This window comes from Moritella dasanensis ArB 0140, from assembly GCF_000276805.1.
Lineage (GTDB): Bacteria > Pseudomonadota > Gammaproteobacteria > Enterobacterales > Moritellaceae > Moritella > Moritella dasanensis.
On the sequence record NZ_AKXQ01000011.1, the window covers coordinates 1 to 16,805 of the forward strand.

16 protein-coding genes are annotated in these 16,805 nt (G+C 41.9%); 9 read left to right on the top strand and 7 right to left on the bottom strand.

Annotated features, from left to right (window positions below; translation table 11 throughout):
• Nucleotides 1-69: 69 nt before the first annotated feature.
• Nucleotides 70-489: an acetyl-CoA sensor PanZ family protein gene (locus A923_RS0110550; protein ID WP_017221648.1), complete on the bottom strand. Its 420-nt coding sequence runs from the start codon at nucleotides 487-489 to the stop codon at nucleotides 70-72.
• Between the two features lie 66 nt (nucleotides 490-555).
• On the opposite strand from A923_RS0110550, the gene A923_RS0110555 reads away from it, so the two are divergent.
• Entirely contained in the window at nucleotides 556-810 is a 255-nt protein-coding gene (locus A923_RS0110555) for a YkgJ family cysteine cluster protein (RefSeq protein WP_017221649.1), read from the top strand.
• A gap of 4 nt (nucleotides 811-814) precedes the next feature.
• Here the strand turns inward: A923_RS0110555 and A923_RS0110560 are convergent, their stop codons facing one another.
• Both A923_RS0110560 and gpmM read right to left on the bottom strand, forming a co-directional pair.
• On the bottom strand, nucleotides 815-1,972 hold the full coding sequence (locus tag A923_RS0110560) for a murein hydrolase activator EnvC family protein (RefSeq protein WP_017221650.1): 1,158 nt from the start codon (nucleotides 1,970-1,972) through the stop codon (nucleotides 815-817).
• Between the two features lie 29 nt (nucleotides 1,973-2,001).
• Nucleotides 2,002-3,534: a 2,3-bisphosphoglycerate-independent phosphoglycerate mutase gene (gpmM, locus tag A923_RS0110565; RefSeq protein WP_017221651.1), complete on the bottom strand. Its 1,533-nt coding sequence runs from the start codon at nucleotides 3,532-3,534 to the stop codon at nucleotides 2,002-2,004.
• A gap of 311 nt (nucleotides 3,535-3,845) precedes the next feature.
• Between gpmM and A923_RS0110570 the strand changes: the two genes are divergently transcribed.
• From A923_RS0110570 to gpsA, 3 genes are all read left to right on the top strand, one after another.
• On the top strand, nucleotides 3,846-4,274 hold the full coding sequence (locus A923_RS0110570; protein WP_017221652.1) for a rhodanese-like domain-containing protein: 429 nt from the start codon (nucleotides 3,846-3,848) through the stop codon (nucleotides 4,272-4,274).
• A gap of 69 nt (nucleotides 4,275-4,343) precedes the next feature.
• A complete protein-coding gene (gene secB / locus A923_RS0110575) occupies nucleotides 4,344-4,817 on the top strand; it encodes a protein-export chaperone SecB (RefSeq protein WP_017221653.1) in 474 nt (157 codons plus the stop codon).
• Between the two features lie 3 nt (nucleotides 4,818-4,820).
• Entirely contained in the window at nucleotides 4,821-5,825 is a 1,005-nt protein-coding gene (gene gpsA / locus A923_RS0110580) for an NAD(P)H-dependent glycerol-3-phosphate dehydrogenase (protein WP_026006194.1), read from the top strand.
• Nucleotides 5,826-5,964: 139 nt separating this feature from the next.
• Here the strand turns inward: gpsA and nfuA are convergent, their stop codons facing one another.
• Complete coding sequence (nfuA, locus tag A923_RS0110585; RefSeq protein WP_017221655.1) at nucleotides 5,965-6,543, bottom strand: Fe-S biogenesis protein NfuA; 579 nt, start codon at nucleotides 6,541-6,543, stop codon at nucleotides 5,965-5,967.
• A gap of 71 nt (nucleotides 6,544-6,614) precedes the next feature.
• Entirely contained in the window at nucleotides 6,615-7,331 is a 717-nt protein-coding gene (locus A923_RS0110590; protein WP_026006195.1) for an amidophosphoribosyltransferase, read from the bottom strand.
• A gap of 67 nt (nucleotides 7,332-7,398) precedes the next feature.
• On the opposite strand from A923_RS0110590, the gene bioH reads away from it, so the two are divergent.
• From bioH to A923_RS0110615, 5 genes are all read left to right on the top strand, one after another.
• Nucleotides 7,399-8,235, top strand: a complete 837-nt coding sequence (gene bioH, locus A923_RS0110595) for a pimeloyl-ACP methyl ester esterase BioH (protein WP_017221657.1) — start codon at nucleotides 7,399-7,401, stop codon at nucleotides 8,233-8,235.
• Between the two features lie 171 nt (nucleotides 8,236-8,406).
• On the top strand, nucleotides 8,407-9,132 hold the full coding sequence (locus tag A923_RS0110600) for a hypothetical protein (RefSeq protein WP_017221658.1): 726 nt from the start codon (nucleotides 8,407-8,409) through the stop codon (nucleotides 9,130-9,132).
• Nucleotides 9,133-9,229: 97 nt separating this feature from the next.
• A complete protein-coding gene (locus A923_RS0110605; protein WP_017221659.1) occupies nucleotides 9,230-9,814 on the top strand; it encodes a DUF4202 domain-containing protein in 585 nt (194 codons plus the stop codon).
• A gap of 298 nt (nucleotides 9,815-10,112) precedes the next feature.
• Complete coding sequence (locus A923_RS0110610; RefSeq protein ID WP_026006196.1) at nucleotides 10,113-10,706, top strand: YhgN family NAAT transporter; 594 nt, start codon at nucleotides 10,113-10,115, stop codon at nucleotides 10,704-10,706.
• Nucleotides 10,707-10,900: 194 nt separating this feature from the next.
• Complete coding sequence (locus A923_RS0110615) at nucleotides 10,901-12,019, top strand: pyridoxal-phosphate-dependent aminotransferase family protein (protein ID WP_017221661.1); 1,119 nt, start codon at nucleotides 10,901-10,903, stop codon at nucleotides 12,017-12,019.
• Nucleotides 12,020-12,188: 169 nt separating this feature from the next.
• Here A923_RS0110615 and A923_RS0110620 read toward each other — a convergent pair whose 3' ends face one another.
• Nucleotides 12,189-13,898: a PglL family O-oligosaccharyltransferase gene (locus A923_RS0110620; protein ID WP_017221662.1), complete on the bottom strand. Its 1,710-nt coding sequence runs from the start codon at nucleotides 13,896-13,898 to the stop codon at nucleotides 12,189-12,191.
• 1 nt (nucleotide 13,899) lies between these two features.
• Entirely contained in the window at nucleotides 13,900-16,758 is a 2,859-nt protein-coding gene (gene uvrA / locus A923_RS0110625; RefSeq protein ID WP_017221663.1) for an excinuclease ABC subunit UvrA, read from the bottom strand.
• Nucleotides 16,759-16,805 lie beyond the last annotated feature (47 nt).

Here is a 16,805-nt window from a genome sequence, read left to right on the forward strand (position 1 = left end):
TGATTCAAGACTTTGTCTTGAATGAAAAAAGCCGATATCATTGATATCGGCTTTTTTTATATCTGTAAATTATGCACAGTTAAAGTTAAATGCAGAGTCTTGCTCTGTGAAACCTTGATGTATTAAGAATGCAGATAATTCAGCTGTTACTTGTGCTGTTTTTATTACTGTCACTGTTTCAAGCTGCTGTGATTTAGCATGCGCAATTGCTTGCTGTATTAGGTATTTACCTACACCACGCTGTTGGGTTATATCTCTCACTGCAATGCAGCTTAGGAATAACGCTGCTGCATCGTGTTGCATGACTAAACCACCAATGTGGCGATCATTAAATTTAGCGACAAATAGTGCCTGACTATCGTTTTGAAGCAATTTCTCGAAACGGTTTTTAATCTCAGCTTCGTCATGCTGATATGGTCGATACAATTTTGTTATATCAATAAGTAACTGTGGTGTCGATTCTGTTACTGTAAATGCTGATAATCTCATGCTGTTCCCTTTTTTAGATACAGGCAGATATTACGCTATTATCATTAGATTTTTAAGGTTTGTTTTATGCAATGCAGAATGAATTGTGGCGCGTGCTGTGAAGCGCCAAGCATTACTAGTTATATTCCTGGTATGCCGGATGGAAAGCCTGCTGGGGTACGTTGTGTTAACTTATCTGCAGATAATCTATGCTTGATATTCACCGACCCTGAACGACCAGCGTTATGCGATACATTCAAGGCCAGTGATGATGTGTGTGGGACAAGTCGCGATCAAGCTTTGTTCTTAATTACTGATTTGGAAATACAAACTGCGAGCTAGTTTATTAACGCTTAAGCCATGAGCGTGGATTAATTGCTTTACCCTTATGGCGGATCTCGAAGTATACCCCTGACTCGAGCTGACCACCACTGCGCCCAGCTAATGAGATTACATCACCCTTACGTACTTTCTCGCCTGTTACTTTTAATAACGTTTGGTTGTGGCCATACAAGCTCATATAACCTTTCCCGTGATCGATAATCGCCACCATACCGAACCCACGTAACCAATCTGCAAAGACCACTTTGCCAGCGCTTACTGCTTTCACTTTGCTACCTTCATTCGCGCCGATCACCAAACCTCGCCAGCTGACATTATTAAAGCGTTTACTGTTAAAGTTATGTAGTACTTTGCCTTTTATCGGCCAGTCTAATTTACCTTTGTATTGTTTCAAGCCTGATAATGATATCTGCGCGCTTTGCTGTTTCTTTAATAACGCGATTTGCTGTTGTTTTTGTAATAATGCAATTTGTTGCTTCAGTTTTTGTGCCGCAATGCTTAATTCTGTTCGCGTTTTTTGTTGTTTGTTGATACTGCTCGCGATGTTTTTATTACTTTTCTTCTGTTGCGTTTTTTGTTGCGCTAACTGTTTGGCTTTTTGTTGCTGTGATATTTTAATAACAATTAATTGCTGCTTTATTTTTTCCTGTTCTACTTCATTTTGTTCAATTTCAGCTATGGTTTCATTAAATTCAGCAATGGCCGCAGCTCGGGCTGCATGAAGATGTTGATAATAAACCAGGGAACGTTCTATCTCACTACTGTTTTGCTGATTAAGAAGTAATTTTAAATAATCATTATTACCGCTTAAATAGGCCGTTTCGATCTGTGCGGAAAGGATATTTTGCTGTTTCTTTTTACTTTTTAATAATGCTTTTTGCTTTATGACTAGCGCGCTAAGGTCTTGTTCAATATTGATAATTAAAGATTCGGTATTACTTAGCTGTGCGGCAACTTTACTAATTGCACGATCGGTACTTTGGGTTTGTTTTGATAAATCGTTTAAATAGCGGTGCTGTTTCTTGATGGATGCGTCTTGGGTTTTGATCTGATTGCGAAGTTGATTTAGTTCGGATTGATTATTGGCTGCATAAGTGTTTAATGAAAACAATATCAGCAGGCCTATAATGCTATAGGCCATGCTGTTTTTTAAAAATGTCATGACGTTATCCTTTCCCCGTAGGGAAACGATTATTTCAGATTCATTAAGTTGTTACCAGTCATTTCCGCAGGAATATCTTGACCAAGTAAAGTCAGCAGCGTAGGCGCTAAATCACATAGACGACCTTTTTCTGCTGGTTCAGCATCACGACCAAAATAAATCAGTGGTACAGGTAAGTTAGTATGCGCTGTGTGGATACCACCGGTTTCAGGGTTAACCATCATTTCAGCATTACCATGATCAGCGGTGATCAAGCATTCACCACCAGTTTTTGTTAGCGCTTCAACAACACGGCCAATCGATTTATCGACAGCTTCACATGCTTGCACCGCTGCATCAAAGACGCCTGTGTGGCCGACCATATCACCGTTAGGGTAGTTACAGATGATTGCATCGTATTTACCGCTTTCGATTGCTGCAACTAACTTATCTGTTAGCATTTCTGAGTTCATTTCTGGTTGTAAGTCGTAAGTCGCTACTTGTGGTGATGGGATCAATTCACGATCTTCGCCAACAAACGCATCTTCTAAACCGCCATTAAAGAAGAATGTTACGTGTGCATATTTCTCAGTTTCAGAAATACGTAACTGGGTTTTGTTGTTTTGTTCAAGCACTGAACCTAATGTATTAACTAGCTTATCTGATGGGAATGCGACATTTGCATCTATGCTTGCAGCATATTCAGTTAGCATTACAAAGTCAGAAAGTTTTGGTGTGACAGCACGCTCAAAACCAGTGAAGTCAGTATCAACGAATGCGCGGGTTATTTCACGTGCGCGATCGGCACGGAAGTTCATGAAGATGATTGCATCGCCATCAACAATTGGTGCTGCGTCACCCACTACGGTCGCTTTTACGAATTCATCGTTTTCATCACGTGCATAAGCCGCTTCAAGGCCTGCTAGTGCACTATCTGCAGTATGCAGTGCTTCAGCTTGGGTAAATAAGTTATATGCTTCTTCAACACGATCCCAGCGATTATCACGATCCATTGCAAAGTAACGACCGATTAATGTTGCAGTTTTACCCACACCCACTTCGGCAAATTTTGCATCAAATTTTTCTAATGTAGCTTGCGCACTACGTGGCGGAGTATCACGACCATCTAAGAATGCATGTAGATAAATCTTTGTTGCACCTTGTTTCGCTGCCATGTCGATCATCGCAACCATTTGATCATCATGGCTGTGTACGCCACCTGGTGATGCTAAACCTAGAATATGTACTGCTTTATCATTTGCTACAGCGCCAGCAACGGCTTTAACTAATACAGGGTTGTGACTAAATTCACCGTCAGCAATTGATTTGTCGATTTTAGTTAAATCTTGATAAACGATACGACCAGCACCAATATTTACGTGACCAACTTCTGAGTTGCCCATTTGACCATCAGGTAGGCCCACATCTAAACCTGAGCTCGAGATCAACATGCTTGGACAATCTTGCCAAAGCTTATCTAAAATCGGTGTTTTTGCACTAGCAATTGCATTATTTTGTTGGTCAAGACGGTGGCCCCAGCCATCCATAATGATAAGTGCAATTGTTTTTTTAGCCTTAGACATGAGTTTACCTCTCGGTTAATTAATTTAAATATAGGAATATTACTACACTTTTAATGGCCAAACTGGCTCTTATTTATGATCCAGGTAGAATATTGGAGATATTTAATTGTAAATATCGGTAATATTACTACATTTCTAGCTGTTTCATGTGTTGAAGTGTTACCTTCATTATAGAAAAAAGGTCATTAATTTGATTGTTAAGCTATTCATAACGGGAGTGAGGAATATATATTCAGCTGCTTTTATTCCTTGTCACATGTATACTCCGTTGAGAATAATCCATTATTATTAAATCTTAGAGTCATAATCACATGCAAGAATATATTGAATTTGCTTCAAATAATCCAGCCTTATCTCTCGCTTGGGTAGCTATTGCTGGTTTCCTTATTTACTCATTTGGCACCAGTGCCATGTCTAAAGTTAAGTCGGTGAACAACCATGAAGCGACAACTTTAATGAATAAAGAAAATGCTATTATTGTAGATGTACGAGCGGCAGAACATTATCGTAAGTCACATATTTTAAACGCAATTAACGTTCCTACTGCTGATATCGAAGCAAATAAGCTAACGATGATTGAAAAATACAAAAACACCCCAATTATCGTTATGTGTGATACTGGAATGAGTTCAGGTCGCGCTGCGAGTCGTCTAGCTAAAATGGACTTTACTACTGTTTATAATTTATCTGGTGGTATGGCAAGTTGGCAAGAAGCGAACTTACCGACTGTTAAAAAATAATAGTCTACCAGTCAGATAACTAAGCAATTAATTACTCAGTTTGAATTTATAAAATATTGGAAGTTACCTATGTCAGAATCAGCAAGCCAACAAGAATTTAATATCCAACGCGTTTACCTTAAAGACGTATCTTTTGAATGCCCTAATTCTCCAGCAATTTTCCAACAAGAGTGGAAACCTGAAGTTAAATTAGATCTTGATACTCGTAGCTCTAAGCTTGGTGACGGTGTATTTGAAGTTGTACTATCACTCACTGTAACGGCTAAAGATGGCGAAACAGTTGCGTTTTTATGTGAAGTTCAACAAGCAGGTATCTTTACTGTTGGTGAATTAAGCGAAGGTCAATTAGCACATTGTTTAGGTGCTTTCTGTCCAAACATCTTATTCCCATATGCACGTGAAACAATTGCTAGCTTAGTAAGTCGTGGTTCTTTCCCACAACTTAACCTTGCGCCAGTTAACTTCGATGCGCTATTTGCATCTTACGTTCAACAAGCACAACAAGCTGCTGAAGTTCCTGCAGAGCAAAAACTGGATTCTTAAGTGATGACTGATGCAGCCTTGATTACAGTATTGGGTGCCGGTTCTTATGGCACATCACTGGCGATGTCTTTAGCTCGTAACGGTAATAAAACAGTGCTGTGGGGTCATAATCCGCAGCATGTTGCCGAACTTGCTAAAGCGCGTAGTAATGAAGCTTATTTACCCGGCCTCGCTTTTCCTGATGCGTTGGTATTGGAAGCTGACCTTGAACAAGCCGTGGCAGCAAGTCGTGATATTTTGATTGTTGTCCCTAGCCATGTTTTCGGTGATGTATTAACGCAGATTAAACCCTATTTACGTGATGATTCACGTATATCTTGGGCCACTAAAGGCTTAGAAGCGGATACTGGGCGTCTGTTACAAGACGTTGCGACAGATATTCTCGGTACGCACTATCCTTTAGCTGTGTTATCTGGACCTACATTTGCGAAAGAGTTAGCGGCGGGTTTACCTACTGCTATCAGTATTTCATCAACAGACCCAAAGTTTGCTGATGACATTTCACACTTGTTGCATTGCGGTCGCAGCTTACGTACTTATACCAACAATGACTTCATTGGTGTGCAACTTGGCGGCGCGGTAAAAAACGTGATTGCTATTGGTGCCGGTTTATCTGATGGACTTGGTTTTGGTGCTAATGCTCGTACTGCTTTAATTACCCGTGGTTTGACAGAATTATGTCGCCTTGGTGAAGCGTTAGGTGCGGATAAGAATACCTTTATGGGTATGTCTTGCTTGGGTGATTTAGTACTGACATGTACTGATAATCAAAGTCGTAATCGCCGTTTTGGCCTTGCACTTGGTGCAGGTAAAGGCGTTGATGAGGCGCAAGTCGAGATCGGTCAGGTTGTTGAAGGTTATCGTAATACCAAAGAAGTTTATTTGTTATCTGAGCGACTTGGTGTGGAAATGCCAATTACTGAACAGATTTATCAGGTGTTATATGAGAATAAGTCGGCTAAAGAAGCAGCCTTAGACTTGTTAGCACGAGATAAAAAAGGCGAGTAACTATTCTTTGTAAATAAGTTTTGTCTATAAAAAAAAGTGACAGCGAAAGCCGTCACTTTTTTTATTTCCGATTTAGATAAATCGAATTCTATTACTTCTTCTTAGCAAGCTCGCTCACCAATAAATCTTAGTAATAGGCTTAGTAGTAAGAGTGCTCACCAGCTTGATGCTCAGTTGCATCTTTAACTGCAGTTAGTTCTTCAGGGAACAATTCTAATAACTGCTTTTCAATGCCTTCTTTCAACGTAAAGTCTACTTGGCTACAACCATTACAACCACCACCGAACTGCAAAATAGCAATACCGTCGTCAGTGATCTCAGTTAATACTACGTTACCACCGTGACCTGCAAGTTGCGGATTAACTTCAGTTTGGATCACGTATTCTACGCGTTCTGCCAATGGTGCGTCATCAGCAACTGCACGTACTTTTGCATTCGGCGCTTTCAGGGTTAATTGAGAACCCATTTTGTCAGTCACAAAATCGATATAAGCATCAGTTAAGAATGGTTTGCTCATGTCATCAATTAATGCATCAAAACCACTGAATGGTAAGACAATATCAGTACTCTCAATAGCTTCAGGTGGACAATATGATACGCCACACTCTGCATTTGCTGTGCCTGGATTAACGACGAATACTCGAATGTTAGTGCCGTCTTTTTGGTTGCTAAGTAATTTTACAAAGTGAGTTTGTGCCGCTTCAGTAATTGTTATCATGATGTCCTCTTTGTTATACCTGACTAATTTACTATGTCTTTAATTGTAACGCTATTCCTGATGAGAAACCACTAATCCGCTAATGTTCTGGCAATACACCATATATCAATACGTTCTACCCCTGCTGTAAATAATATTTGGCAAGCTGCTTTCATGGTTTCACCAGTGGTGACCACATCATCAATAATGGCTATATGATTAGCGCTAATAGGCTGGGTGACTTGAAATACATTGTGCATATTGTCTTTGCGTTCGCGCGCTGTTTGTTGTGCTTGTGCTTTGGTGTTTTTAGTGCGAATAAATTTTTTCTCGGCGATTAGTGGTATTTGTAGTTGTGTTGCTAATTCCTTCGCGACTAACTGAGCTTGGTTGTAACCGCGTTTTGACTGGCGTTTTTTATGTAAGGGGATCGCGACAAGGGCGTCGGGTAAATGGTAATGATCTTGGATGACTTTATTACCGATAGTGCGGATGAGCAGTTGTGAAAACAGTCGGTGTAATTGTGGTTGTTGTGCAAATTTGTATTGTTTAATGAGGTATTGGCATTCTAAGGTATAACTCATGCAGGTAATTAATTGTTGCCAGGGCGGTGCTTGCTCGTTGCACTCATTACAGTGCTGTAGTTGATTTTTAGCTTGTGGTAGCGCACACCGGGAGCAATGTGAATGAGGTAAATAGGGCAATTCCTGTTGGCATAATAAACACAGAAAAGGTTGTAGATTGTCGATGGGCATATCGCATAAATAACAACGAGGTTGTAATAATGTCATGCTTAGTCGGCGTATCATGGCTGTATCTACAGGTTTGATTAGTATATCCTCATGGCAATAAATTATTGCTCAAGTGTAGGATCAAATGTCTGAAATTATCGCCACAGAAAGTAAAAATGTAAGCCCTTGCACAAAGTTGCATGTCGAAGTTGTTGGTGATGGCCCAGATTTAGTGCTACTACATGGTTGGGGACTAAACAGTGCGTGTTGGCAATCCGTTGTGCCGTTATTATCCGCGCATTATCGCTTACATTTAATTGACCTACCTGGTTTTGGCTTTAGTCATGACAGTCACCTTGCTAGTGGTTCACTTGCCGATATCACGGAGATATTATTACAGGTCGCACCTGTTAACGCGGTTTGGTTGGGTTGGTCGTTAGGTGGGCTGTGTGCCACTCATTTTGCCTTGCAACATCCACAAAGGGTAGCTGCTTTGGTCACCGTCGCTAGTTCACCTAAATTTATGGCCACAGCACAAGTTGAAGATTCGCCTGCTTGGTCTGGTATTGCGGAAAAAGTATTAGTGCAATTCCAACAGCAGCTGCAACAGGATCTCCCGCAAACGATCAATCGATTTTTAGCGATTCAAGGCATGGGCAGTGCAACGGCGAAGCAAGATATTAAGCAACTAAAATCCTTGTTAGCCGCGAGACCACAACCACATGGACAAGCACTCCGTAATGGTTTGCAGTTATTAGCAACGGTAGATTTACGCACACAGCTACCAGCGCTATCCATGCCACTTTATCGTTGTTATGGGCGTTTAGATTCGTTAGTACCACAGGCAACGGTTGTGTGGATGGATAACTATCTACCGCAGTCCTCAAGTGTGATATTCAAAGCATCGTCGCATGCGCCTTTTATTTCTGAACCGACTATTTTTGTTGATAAATTGCAGGCATTTATCGATCATTCGTTATAGACTCAAATTGCAGTCACAGAGATCGTCATTGTTGATTTTTCATGGGTATATTATGGATTTTGCTGCAAATTTGGTATTACTGCTACTAATGAGGGGATATATGTTCATACAATCAAACATTGCTATTTGTGATCCACACTGTATGAATGTGATCGAGGGAGATTCTGGCATATGGCATTAGTTATACCGCCACCGACGGGGATCCCTAATGCATTGAATCCAACTACGGCTGCGGTAGAACGTGATGCCGAAAAGCGTGAGATCACGCCTGCTATCACGCCAGACAGTGCATCGGCTTCAACGGGTGATAGCACGGAAGAAAAAGATCTCCTCAATTATAACCCAAAGAAAAACGACCCTGATCGTAAACATAAATCCGCTCGAGACCCCGCGCTAGATACATCTGCTGACAACGATCCTGGTATCGACATCGAACATGCTGTCGATGAAAATGAAACGATCAATGACGGATTTGAACGTGTTACGTTGCCGATTGATATGACGGATCCACCTGAAATAATGATCGCGGACGCACTGTTGTTAAGGCAGGCGATCTTGGCTAAATCGACACTCAATATTGACGACCGCCGGAAACTAGCAGAGATTAACCACATCATTAAAACAGCGCTTGCTGATCTATTTCGATTGAAGCAGCTTGATGAAGTGAAGGTGTTAGCGTCACAGCTTCCAGGAGCTAAAGGGGTATTAAAAGGCCAGAGTAGCCATTCCAGTGTTGTCTCACTCGATGACCTTTTTGCTTACTCGTTTGATGATCAAGTCGATTCAACAAGTGCCAGCGTATCTGCAAAATCGAAATTGGCCGGTGCTGTTGTGGGTTATTTTTATGGTGAGAACATCGAACCGCAACCGCCTTCACAAATCGATCATAAGGAGTAATGCTGTTATTTATAACTTATTTCCCGAGACTTAGCAGTAACTCTGTCTCTGCTTTGTTAGTATAGATAAAAATAACCATACTGATAACGAGGATGTCATGTCAGAGCAACGGATACAGCAAGCAATACAATTAATCGATCAAATCAATCAGTGTGACCCAGTCACTGAACTGGTTGATGGTGTAGCCCAACCAAAAGAATGGCTATATGGTCTTCGTATGAGTGAATGCTTGGCTGAATTTATGCCAGATGCATCAATCGCTCTACAGATTGCAGCGCGTGCTCAACATATTAAGCGCTGGAGTATTCCGCGTAGCGATCATCCCCTGGGTCGTGAAGGTTATTTTAAATGGCGTCAGTCACTCGGTCGCTTGCATGCTGAAGAGGCCATGGCGATTGCTGAGCAAGTTGGTTGTGATCAAGAAGAGATACAAGCGATTGGCCGCATGTTACGTAAAGAAAAAATAAAACGTGACCCACAAGTTCAAGCACTAGAAGATGTTATCTGCTTAGTATTCTTAAAATATTATTTTACTGCATTTGCAGAAAAGCACACGCCAGAAAAACTGCTGGTGATAGTGCAAAAGACTTGGGCTAAAATGTCAGGAAATGGCCATGAAGCGGCACTTAAATTACCGTTTACACCTGATCAGCAGGCTTTACTGGCTAAAGCACTCGGCTAGCCATCACGGCGGTGATTAGCTAATAAACTTATGACTAATTCACTGTCACTATGATGAGTGTCAGTGAATTATGATTAACCAACATATTCTATTTTCCTTTCTGCTTTGCCATCATGACTAGATTCGTAGACTTCATTAGCCCATTTTATGATTAGCAGTCAATGCCACTATTTTGGTGGTTATTTTTATTTACTTTTGACTGGCATTAAAGCCTTTATGTATGCAATCTCTCTGGTATATTGAACTCAGTAGCTACAGTTGGCTAATTGCATGATTTAGGGAGTTTAAGTTAATGGAAATGGAAATAATCTCGGCAGCAGTGATGCTTTTTTTAATCATGGATCCGCTAGGTAACTTACCTATATTTTTGTCTATCTTAAAACATATTGATAAAAAACGCCGACGTGCGGTGATGATCCGTGAGTTGTTAATCGCACTGTTTGTGATGCTGTTATTCTTATTCCTAGGTGAAAAGATCCTTGGTTTCTTAAGTTTAAAACAAGAAGCTGTGCGAATTGCCGGTGGTATTATTTTATTCTTGATCGCAATTAAGATGATCTTTCCGAGTGAAGGCGGGCTAACTGGCCTCGCAGCTGGCGAAGAACCCTTCATTGTACCTATGGCGATCCCTTTGTTAGCAGGGCCCTCAATCCTCGCGGCACTGTTGCTATTAGCCCATCAAGATCCAGATAAAATGTTTGAATGGTCCGCTGCGTTAATTATTGCGTGGGGCTTGAGTGCGTTTATTTTAATGTTTTATGAAGGCTTTAACCGTATTCTTGGTGAAAAAGGCTTAGCGGCTGTCGAACGTCTGATGGGGATGCTGTTAGTGATGATCTCTGTACAAATGTTACTTGACGGTATTGCTGATTATATCGCCACGGTAAGCTGAAAATAACGATGACTTGTTGCTTTTTTGTAAACAAAAATTTGCTTTGTTGTTTGCAATACGCCGTCGCAATGGTAAATTAATCTATCTTAATATTTAAGTAAGCTTAACAGATAGTTTAGAACATAGTGCGGAGTCGTATCACTTAGGTGTACTGCTTGGGATCACTGGTTCTCACAATATGACAAGGAAATTGAATGAGCATTACCTCTTTTTACCCACCACAACGTACGTTGATGGGCCCAGGTCCTTCAGATGTTTATCCTAATGTATTACAAGCGTTAAGTCGTCCGACTGTTGGTCATCTTGACCCGACATTTATACACATGATGGATGAAGTAAAAGAACTGCTGCAATATGCATTTCAAACGAAAAACCCTTGTACTATGGCTGTCTCTGCTCCAGGTTCTGCAGGCATGGAAACATGTTTCGTGAACTTAATTGAGCCAGGCGATAAAGTGATTGTTTGTATTAACGGTGTGTTTGGCAATCGCATGGCTGAAAACGTCACCCGCTCTGGTGGCGAACTCGTTAAGATTGAAGATGAATGGGGTAAACCTGTTGATCCACAAAAACTTGAAGCTGCATTAATAGCACATCCTGATGCGAAAATTATCGCTTTTGTCCATGCTGAAACATCGACGGGTGTGCTTTCTGATGCCAAGACATTATGCGCATTAGCAAAACAATACGGCTGCTTGTCCATTGTTGACGCGGTAACATCATTGGGTGGCGTACCGTTATATGTTGATGACTGGGGTATCGATGCAATTTATTCTGGTACGCAAAAATGTTTATCATGTGTACCAGGTATTTCACCGGTGAGTTTCAGTGCTGCTGCAGTTGAAAAAATTAAAAATCGTACTGTGCCTGTGCAAAGCTGGTTCTTAGATCAGACATTAGTCATGGGCTATTGGTCTGGGGAAGGCAAACGTAGTTATCACCATACAGCTCCAGTAAATAGCTTGTATGCATTACATGAGTCATTAGTGCAATTGCAAACTGAAGGACTAGAGAATGCATGGGAACGTCATGCACAACAACATTTAGCGTTACGTGCAGGTTTAGAAAAACTCGGTATTGAATTTATTGTTGATGAAGCGTGTCGTTTGCCACAGCTCAATACCGTTGTTATTCCTGATGGTGTTGATGATGCGGCAGTGCGTAATCAGTTGTTACAAACTTATAACCTCGAGATTGGTGCTGGTCTGGGTGCATTTGCTGGTAAAGCATGGCGTATTGGTTTGATGGGTTATGCGGCGCGTCCTGCCAATGTAGCTCTGTGTTTACGTGCGTTAGAAGAAACCTTGAACTAAAGAATAGGTTTGATACTAGAATACCTTTAATTATTAGGAACGGTTAAATTGACTTCCTAATATGTAAAAGCCCTCGCCATTAATAATGGCGAGGGCTTTTTGGTTTTAGTCTTAGCGAACTTTTATTTTAGCTTTCAGCTAATAAATACTTATTTTTTATTGAGGTAGCCTATTGAGATTGAATGCTATCAGCCTGACTCGCAGCAAAGCGTTGTACTAGCTTATTGCGCGGATAAAGTAGCGCTGTGCGTTGCAACAATACCTTCGCATCGTCGTGTTGACCTAGCTTGGTTAATACCCGTACCCAGTTAATATAGATATTGGCTCTTGGTGTTTGCTGACTGATCTCCGTTGCCCACTCAATATAGTTATTCAACTCTGCGATGTCATTATTGTACATGGCTATTTGCAAGCGATACATCATGGCATTGAACTCTAACCGCGTGATCCACGCGACTGGATTAACCACTTTTGTCAGTGGCGTTATATCACTGCGATCACTTCGTTCGTATTGCGTTAACAGGGTATTGGTATGTAGTGTTGTAACCATAAAGACGCCAGTAACCAGTGGGATTAATAGCGCTAAAGTACGTAATAAAAACGTGTAATTACACACGATACTCTTAGTACCGCCATAACGACTGCCGATATACCAAACTAAGGTTAACAATACTACCCAGTGCACGATGGCATGGTAAAACGGGTATTCTGTTTGGCTGTGTAGAACCAATGGAAATACTAGCCCTAGTAACGTCAGTGCTTGCCATATTGGCTGTTTCATTATAATACGTAAGAAACCTATCACTAATAAGGCTATCCCTGCTAACGCTACAAGGCCCCCCTCAATGCCCCAGTACAATAACTCATTATGGGGGTGATCTAGATTTTCTGGAGAGCCGGGTAAAGCTAATCCTTGGCTTAATGCTTCGCTATATGAATTAAGGTAAGCGACTTCAAAACTACCGTAACCCCAGCCTAACATTGGTTTTTCTAACCACATGTTTAAGCCGTGTAAATAGATCGGCACACGAGCACCAGGGTCTGTCAGTGCCGCAGCTGAACGCGCTACTTTGTCTGCTGTTTCTAACGAATAAGCACCAATGCCAACAGCAATTACACAACATAGTAGCCAAATAAACAGGCATTTCGATTGCTCTGTATCACGTAATTGTTGCCATGCCCAAGGAAGTAGCATCAGAGGGGCAATCAACAATGATAAGTAACCGGTTCGTGATTGCAGTAATATCACCGGGATCACAGCCATAAAGGTGGTGACGTAACAAAATAACCGTTTACCTTTTTCATCTAACTTGGTTTGTGTCAGCAGGTATAAAGCGAGTGGAATACCGGTAGTTAAAAATGATGCCGACACATTCGGTTGTTGAAAAATACCATAGGGGCGATTGGCTATTTTTTGATAACCAACCGTATTATTGACGGGTAACAGATAATACTGCACTAGGCTAAATAGCGCTTCGACAAAGACTGCACCTAAGATGAGATACAATAACATCAAGCGTTGCTGTTGATTAAGCTGCAGTTGTTGCAAGGCAATAAAAAACAGTAAACCACCGACTAAACCGAATAATCGCGTATAGCTAAGTCCCGCGACGATTGGGTCCGCATATAATACCGGTATTAACATGACCAGCGTGGCAGCGATGAACATTAAGCTGAGACGAGAATAAACCAGCTTAGCTTGTAATGTCGCTTGCCATAGGCCGATGCCGATTAAGGTAGAAATAAATATCCAACCTATGGCATTAAATGGCAAGTGTAGACCAGAGCCGCCACCATTATGCTGAAAATAATGCATCCCGATCAGCATATAGGCGGCAAACGTAATGAAAAATCCTTTTTTCAATGTTGTTAAGTTCATACTATGACTCTTGGTTATTCAGTTGTAATTGTCTTGCACGTGCTAACATAGGTTTTAAGAAACGTGCAGTATGGCTATCTGGGTGTTCTGAAACCGTTTCAGGTGTACCAGCGACAAGAATTTCACCGCCACCACTACCGCCTTCAGGACCCAAATCGATCACCCAATCGGCTGTTTTAACCACATCAAGATTATGCTCAATAATAACGATAGTATTACCGTGGTCGCGTAGACGGTGTAATACTTTCATCAATAATTTAATATCATGGAAATGTAATCCCGTGGTTGGCTCATCTAAGATATACAAGGTTTGGCCGGTATCGCGTTTGGATAACTCTTTGGCTAGCTTCACGCGTTGTGCTTCACCACCCGATAACGTCGTCGCCGATTGACCCAGGCGTATGTAAGATAAACCCACATCCATCAAGGTTTGTAATTTACGGGCGATAGGCGGGATCGGCGCAAAGAAGGTATTAGCTTCTTCAACGGTCATATCCAGTACTTCGTGAATATTTTTACCTTTGTAGCGTACTTCCAATGTTTCACGGTTGTAGCGTTGACTCTTACAGCTATCACAAGGCACGTACACATCGGGTAAGAAGTGCATTTCGACTTTGATTAAACCATCACCTTGGCAAGCCTCACAGCGACCACCTTTAACGTTAAAGCTAAAGCGACCGGGTTTATAACCACGTGAACGAGATTCTTGCGTACCCGCGAAAATCTCACGAATAGCGGTAAAAATACCGGTATAGGTAGCTGGATTCGAACGTGGCGTTCGACCAATGGGGCTTTGATCAATATCGACGACTTTATCAAGCTGATCTAACCCCTCTATTGAAACATAAGGCGCGGGTGTTGTTACCGTTGCACCATTTAATTCGATATGGGCTATTTTGAAAAAAGTATCATTAATCAGTGTCGATTTACCTGATCCTGAAACACCAGTGACACAAGTCATTACGCCAACTGGCACGGACAAATCAACATTTTTAAGGTTGTTACCTGTCGCGCCTTTAAGGTGAACCCATTTATCGGTTAACGGGGGGCGTTGCGCTGGGATTTCAATGGCTTTACGGCCACTGAGATAATCGGCTGTCAGTGAGTTTTCACATTTTAAGATATCATCGATATTACCGCGTGCGACGATCTCACCACCATGCACACCCGCACCTGGACCTATATCCAAAACATAATCAGCTGCGCGGATCGCATCTTCATCGTGCTCAACCACTATCACGGTATTACCAAGATCACGTAAGTGGATCAGGGTTTGTAATAAGCGCTCGTTATCACGTTGATGTAAACCGATCGACGGTTCGTCGAGTACGTACATAACGCCAACCAAACCTGCGCCGATTTGACTCGCCAGACGGATCCTTTGTGCTTCACCACCGGATAAGGTATCTGCGCTGCGTTCTAGACTTAAATAATTCAGACCAACATTAACCAAGAAACCCAGACGATCGCCAATTTCTTTGAGGATCTTTTCGGCAATTTGACCTTTTTGACCAGGCAGTTCCATACCGGCAAAGAAATCAAATGCTTCACCTATAGCCATGCGTGATACTTCTGGCAATGTGGTTTCTTGGATATATACGTGGCGTGCTTCTTGGCGCAAACGTGAACCGGAACAAGTCTCGCAGGATTTAGTGGTTAAGTATTTACCTAGTTCTTCACGTACTGCATTCGATTCCGTTTCTTTATAGCGGCGCTGCATATTCGGAATGATGCCTTCGAACGCGTGGCGACGGACAACAATATCGCCGCGATCATTAACATAGTTGAATTCAATTTCTTGCTCGCCACTGCCTTGCAGAATGTAATTTTGTACTTCGCTGGTTAATGAATTAAACGGCTTGGTCAGATCAAACTTATAATGCTTTGCTAATGAAGTCAGCATTTGGAAATAATAAAAATTACGTTTATCCCAACCGCGGATCGCGCCGCCAGAGAGACTCAAGTCGGCATTGATAATAATGCGGTCGTGATCGAAATATTGCTGTACGCCTAGACCATCACACGTATGGCAAGCGCCTGCGGGATTGTTAAACGAGAACACTCTTGGCTCAAGTTCTGCCATGCTGTAACCACATTGAGGGCAAGCAAAGTTAGCCGAAAACACGATAGGAGCCGCATCGTTATCATCCATATCGGTAATGTAAGCTGTGCCACCTGACATGTTAAGCGCGGTTTCAAAAGATTCAGCTAGACGCAATTGCAGGTCATCACGGACTTTAAAGCGGTCGATCACCACTTCAATAGTATGTTTTTTATGTAGGTCTAAGGTTGGTGGATCGGAAAGGTCACATACTTCACCATCAATACGCGCACGGATATAACCCTGACTGGCTAAACCGGCGAGGGTTTTAACATGTTCGCCTTTACGTTCTTTCACGATAGGGGCGAGTAACATCAATTTACGACCCGTCTCTAATGCCAACACATGATCGACCATTTGGGTAATGGTTTGTGCGGCTAAAGGGGCGTTATGTGTCGGGCAGCGTGGTTCGCCAACACGGGCAAATAACAGGCGCAGGTAATCATAGATTTCGGTGATCGTACCAACCGTTGAGCGTGGGTTATGGGATGTTGATTTTTGCTCGATAGAGATCGCCGGAGAAAGCCCTTCGATATGATCGACATCGGGCTTTTCCATCAAGGACAAGAACTGTCTGGCGTAGGCCGAAAGTGATTCGACATAACGGCGTTGACCTTCTGCATAAAGCGTATCAAATGCTAATGACGACTTGCCAGAACCTGATAACCCTGTGATCACAATTAGCTTATCGCGCGGTAGTTCAACATTGATATCTTTAAGGTTATGGGTGCGTGCGCCCCGAACAATGATTTGATCCATACATAACTCACACTACATAAAATAATCAGTCAGTATCGCATACTAGG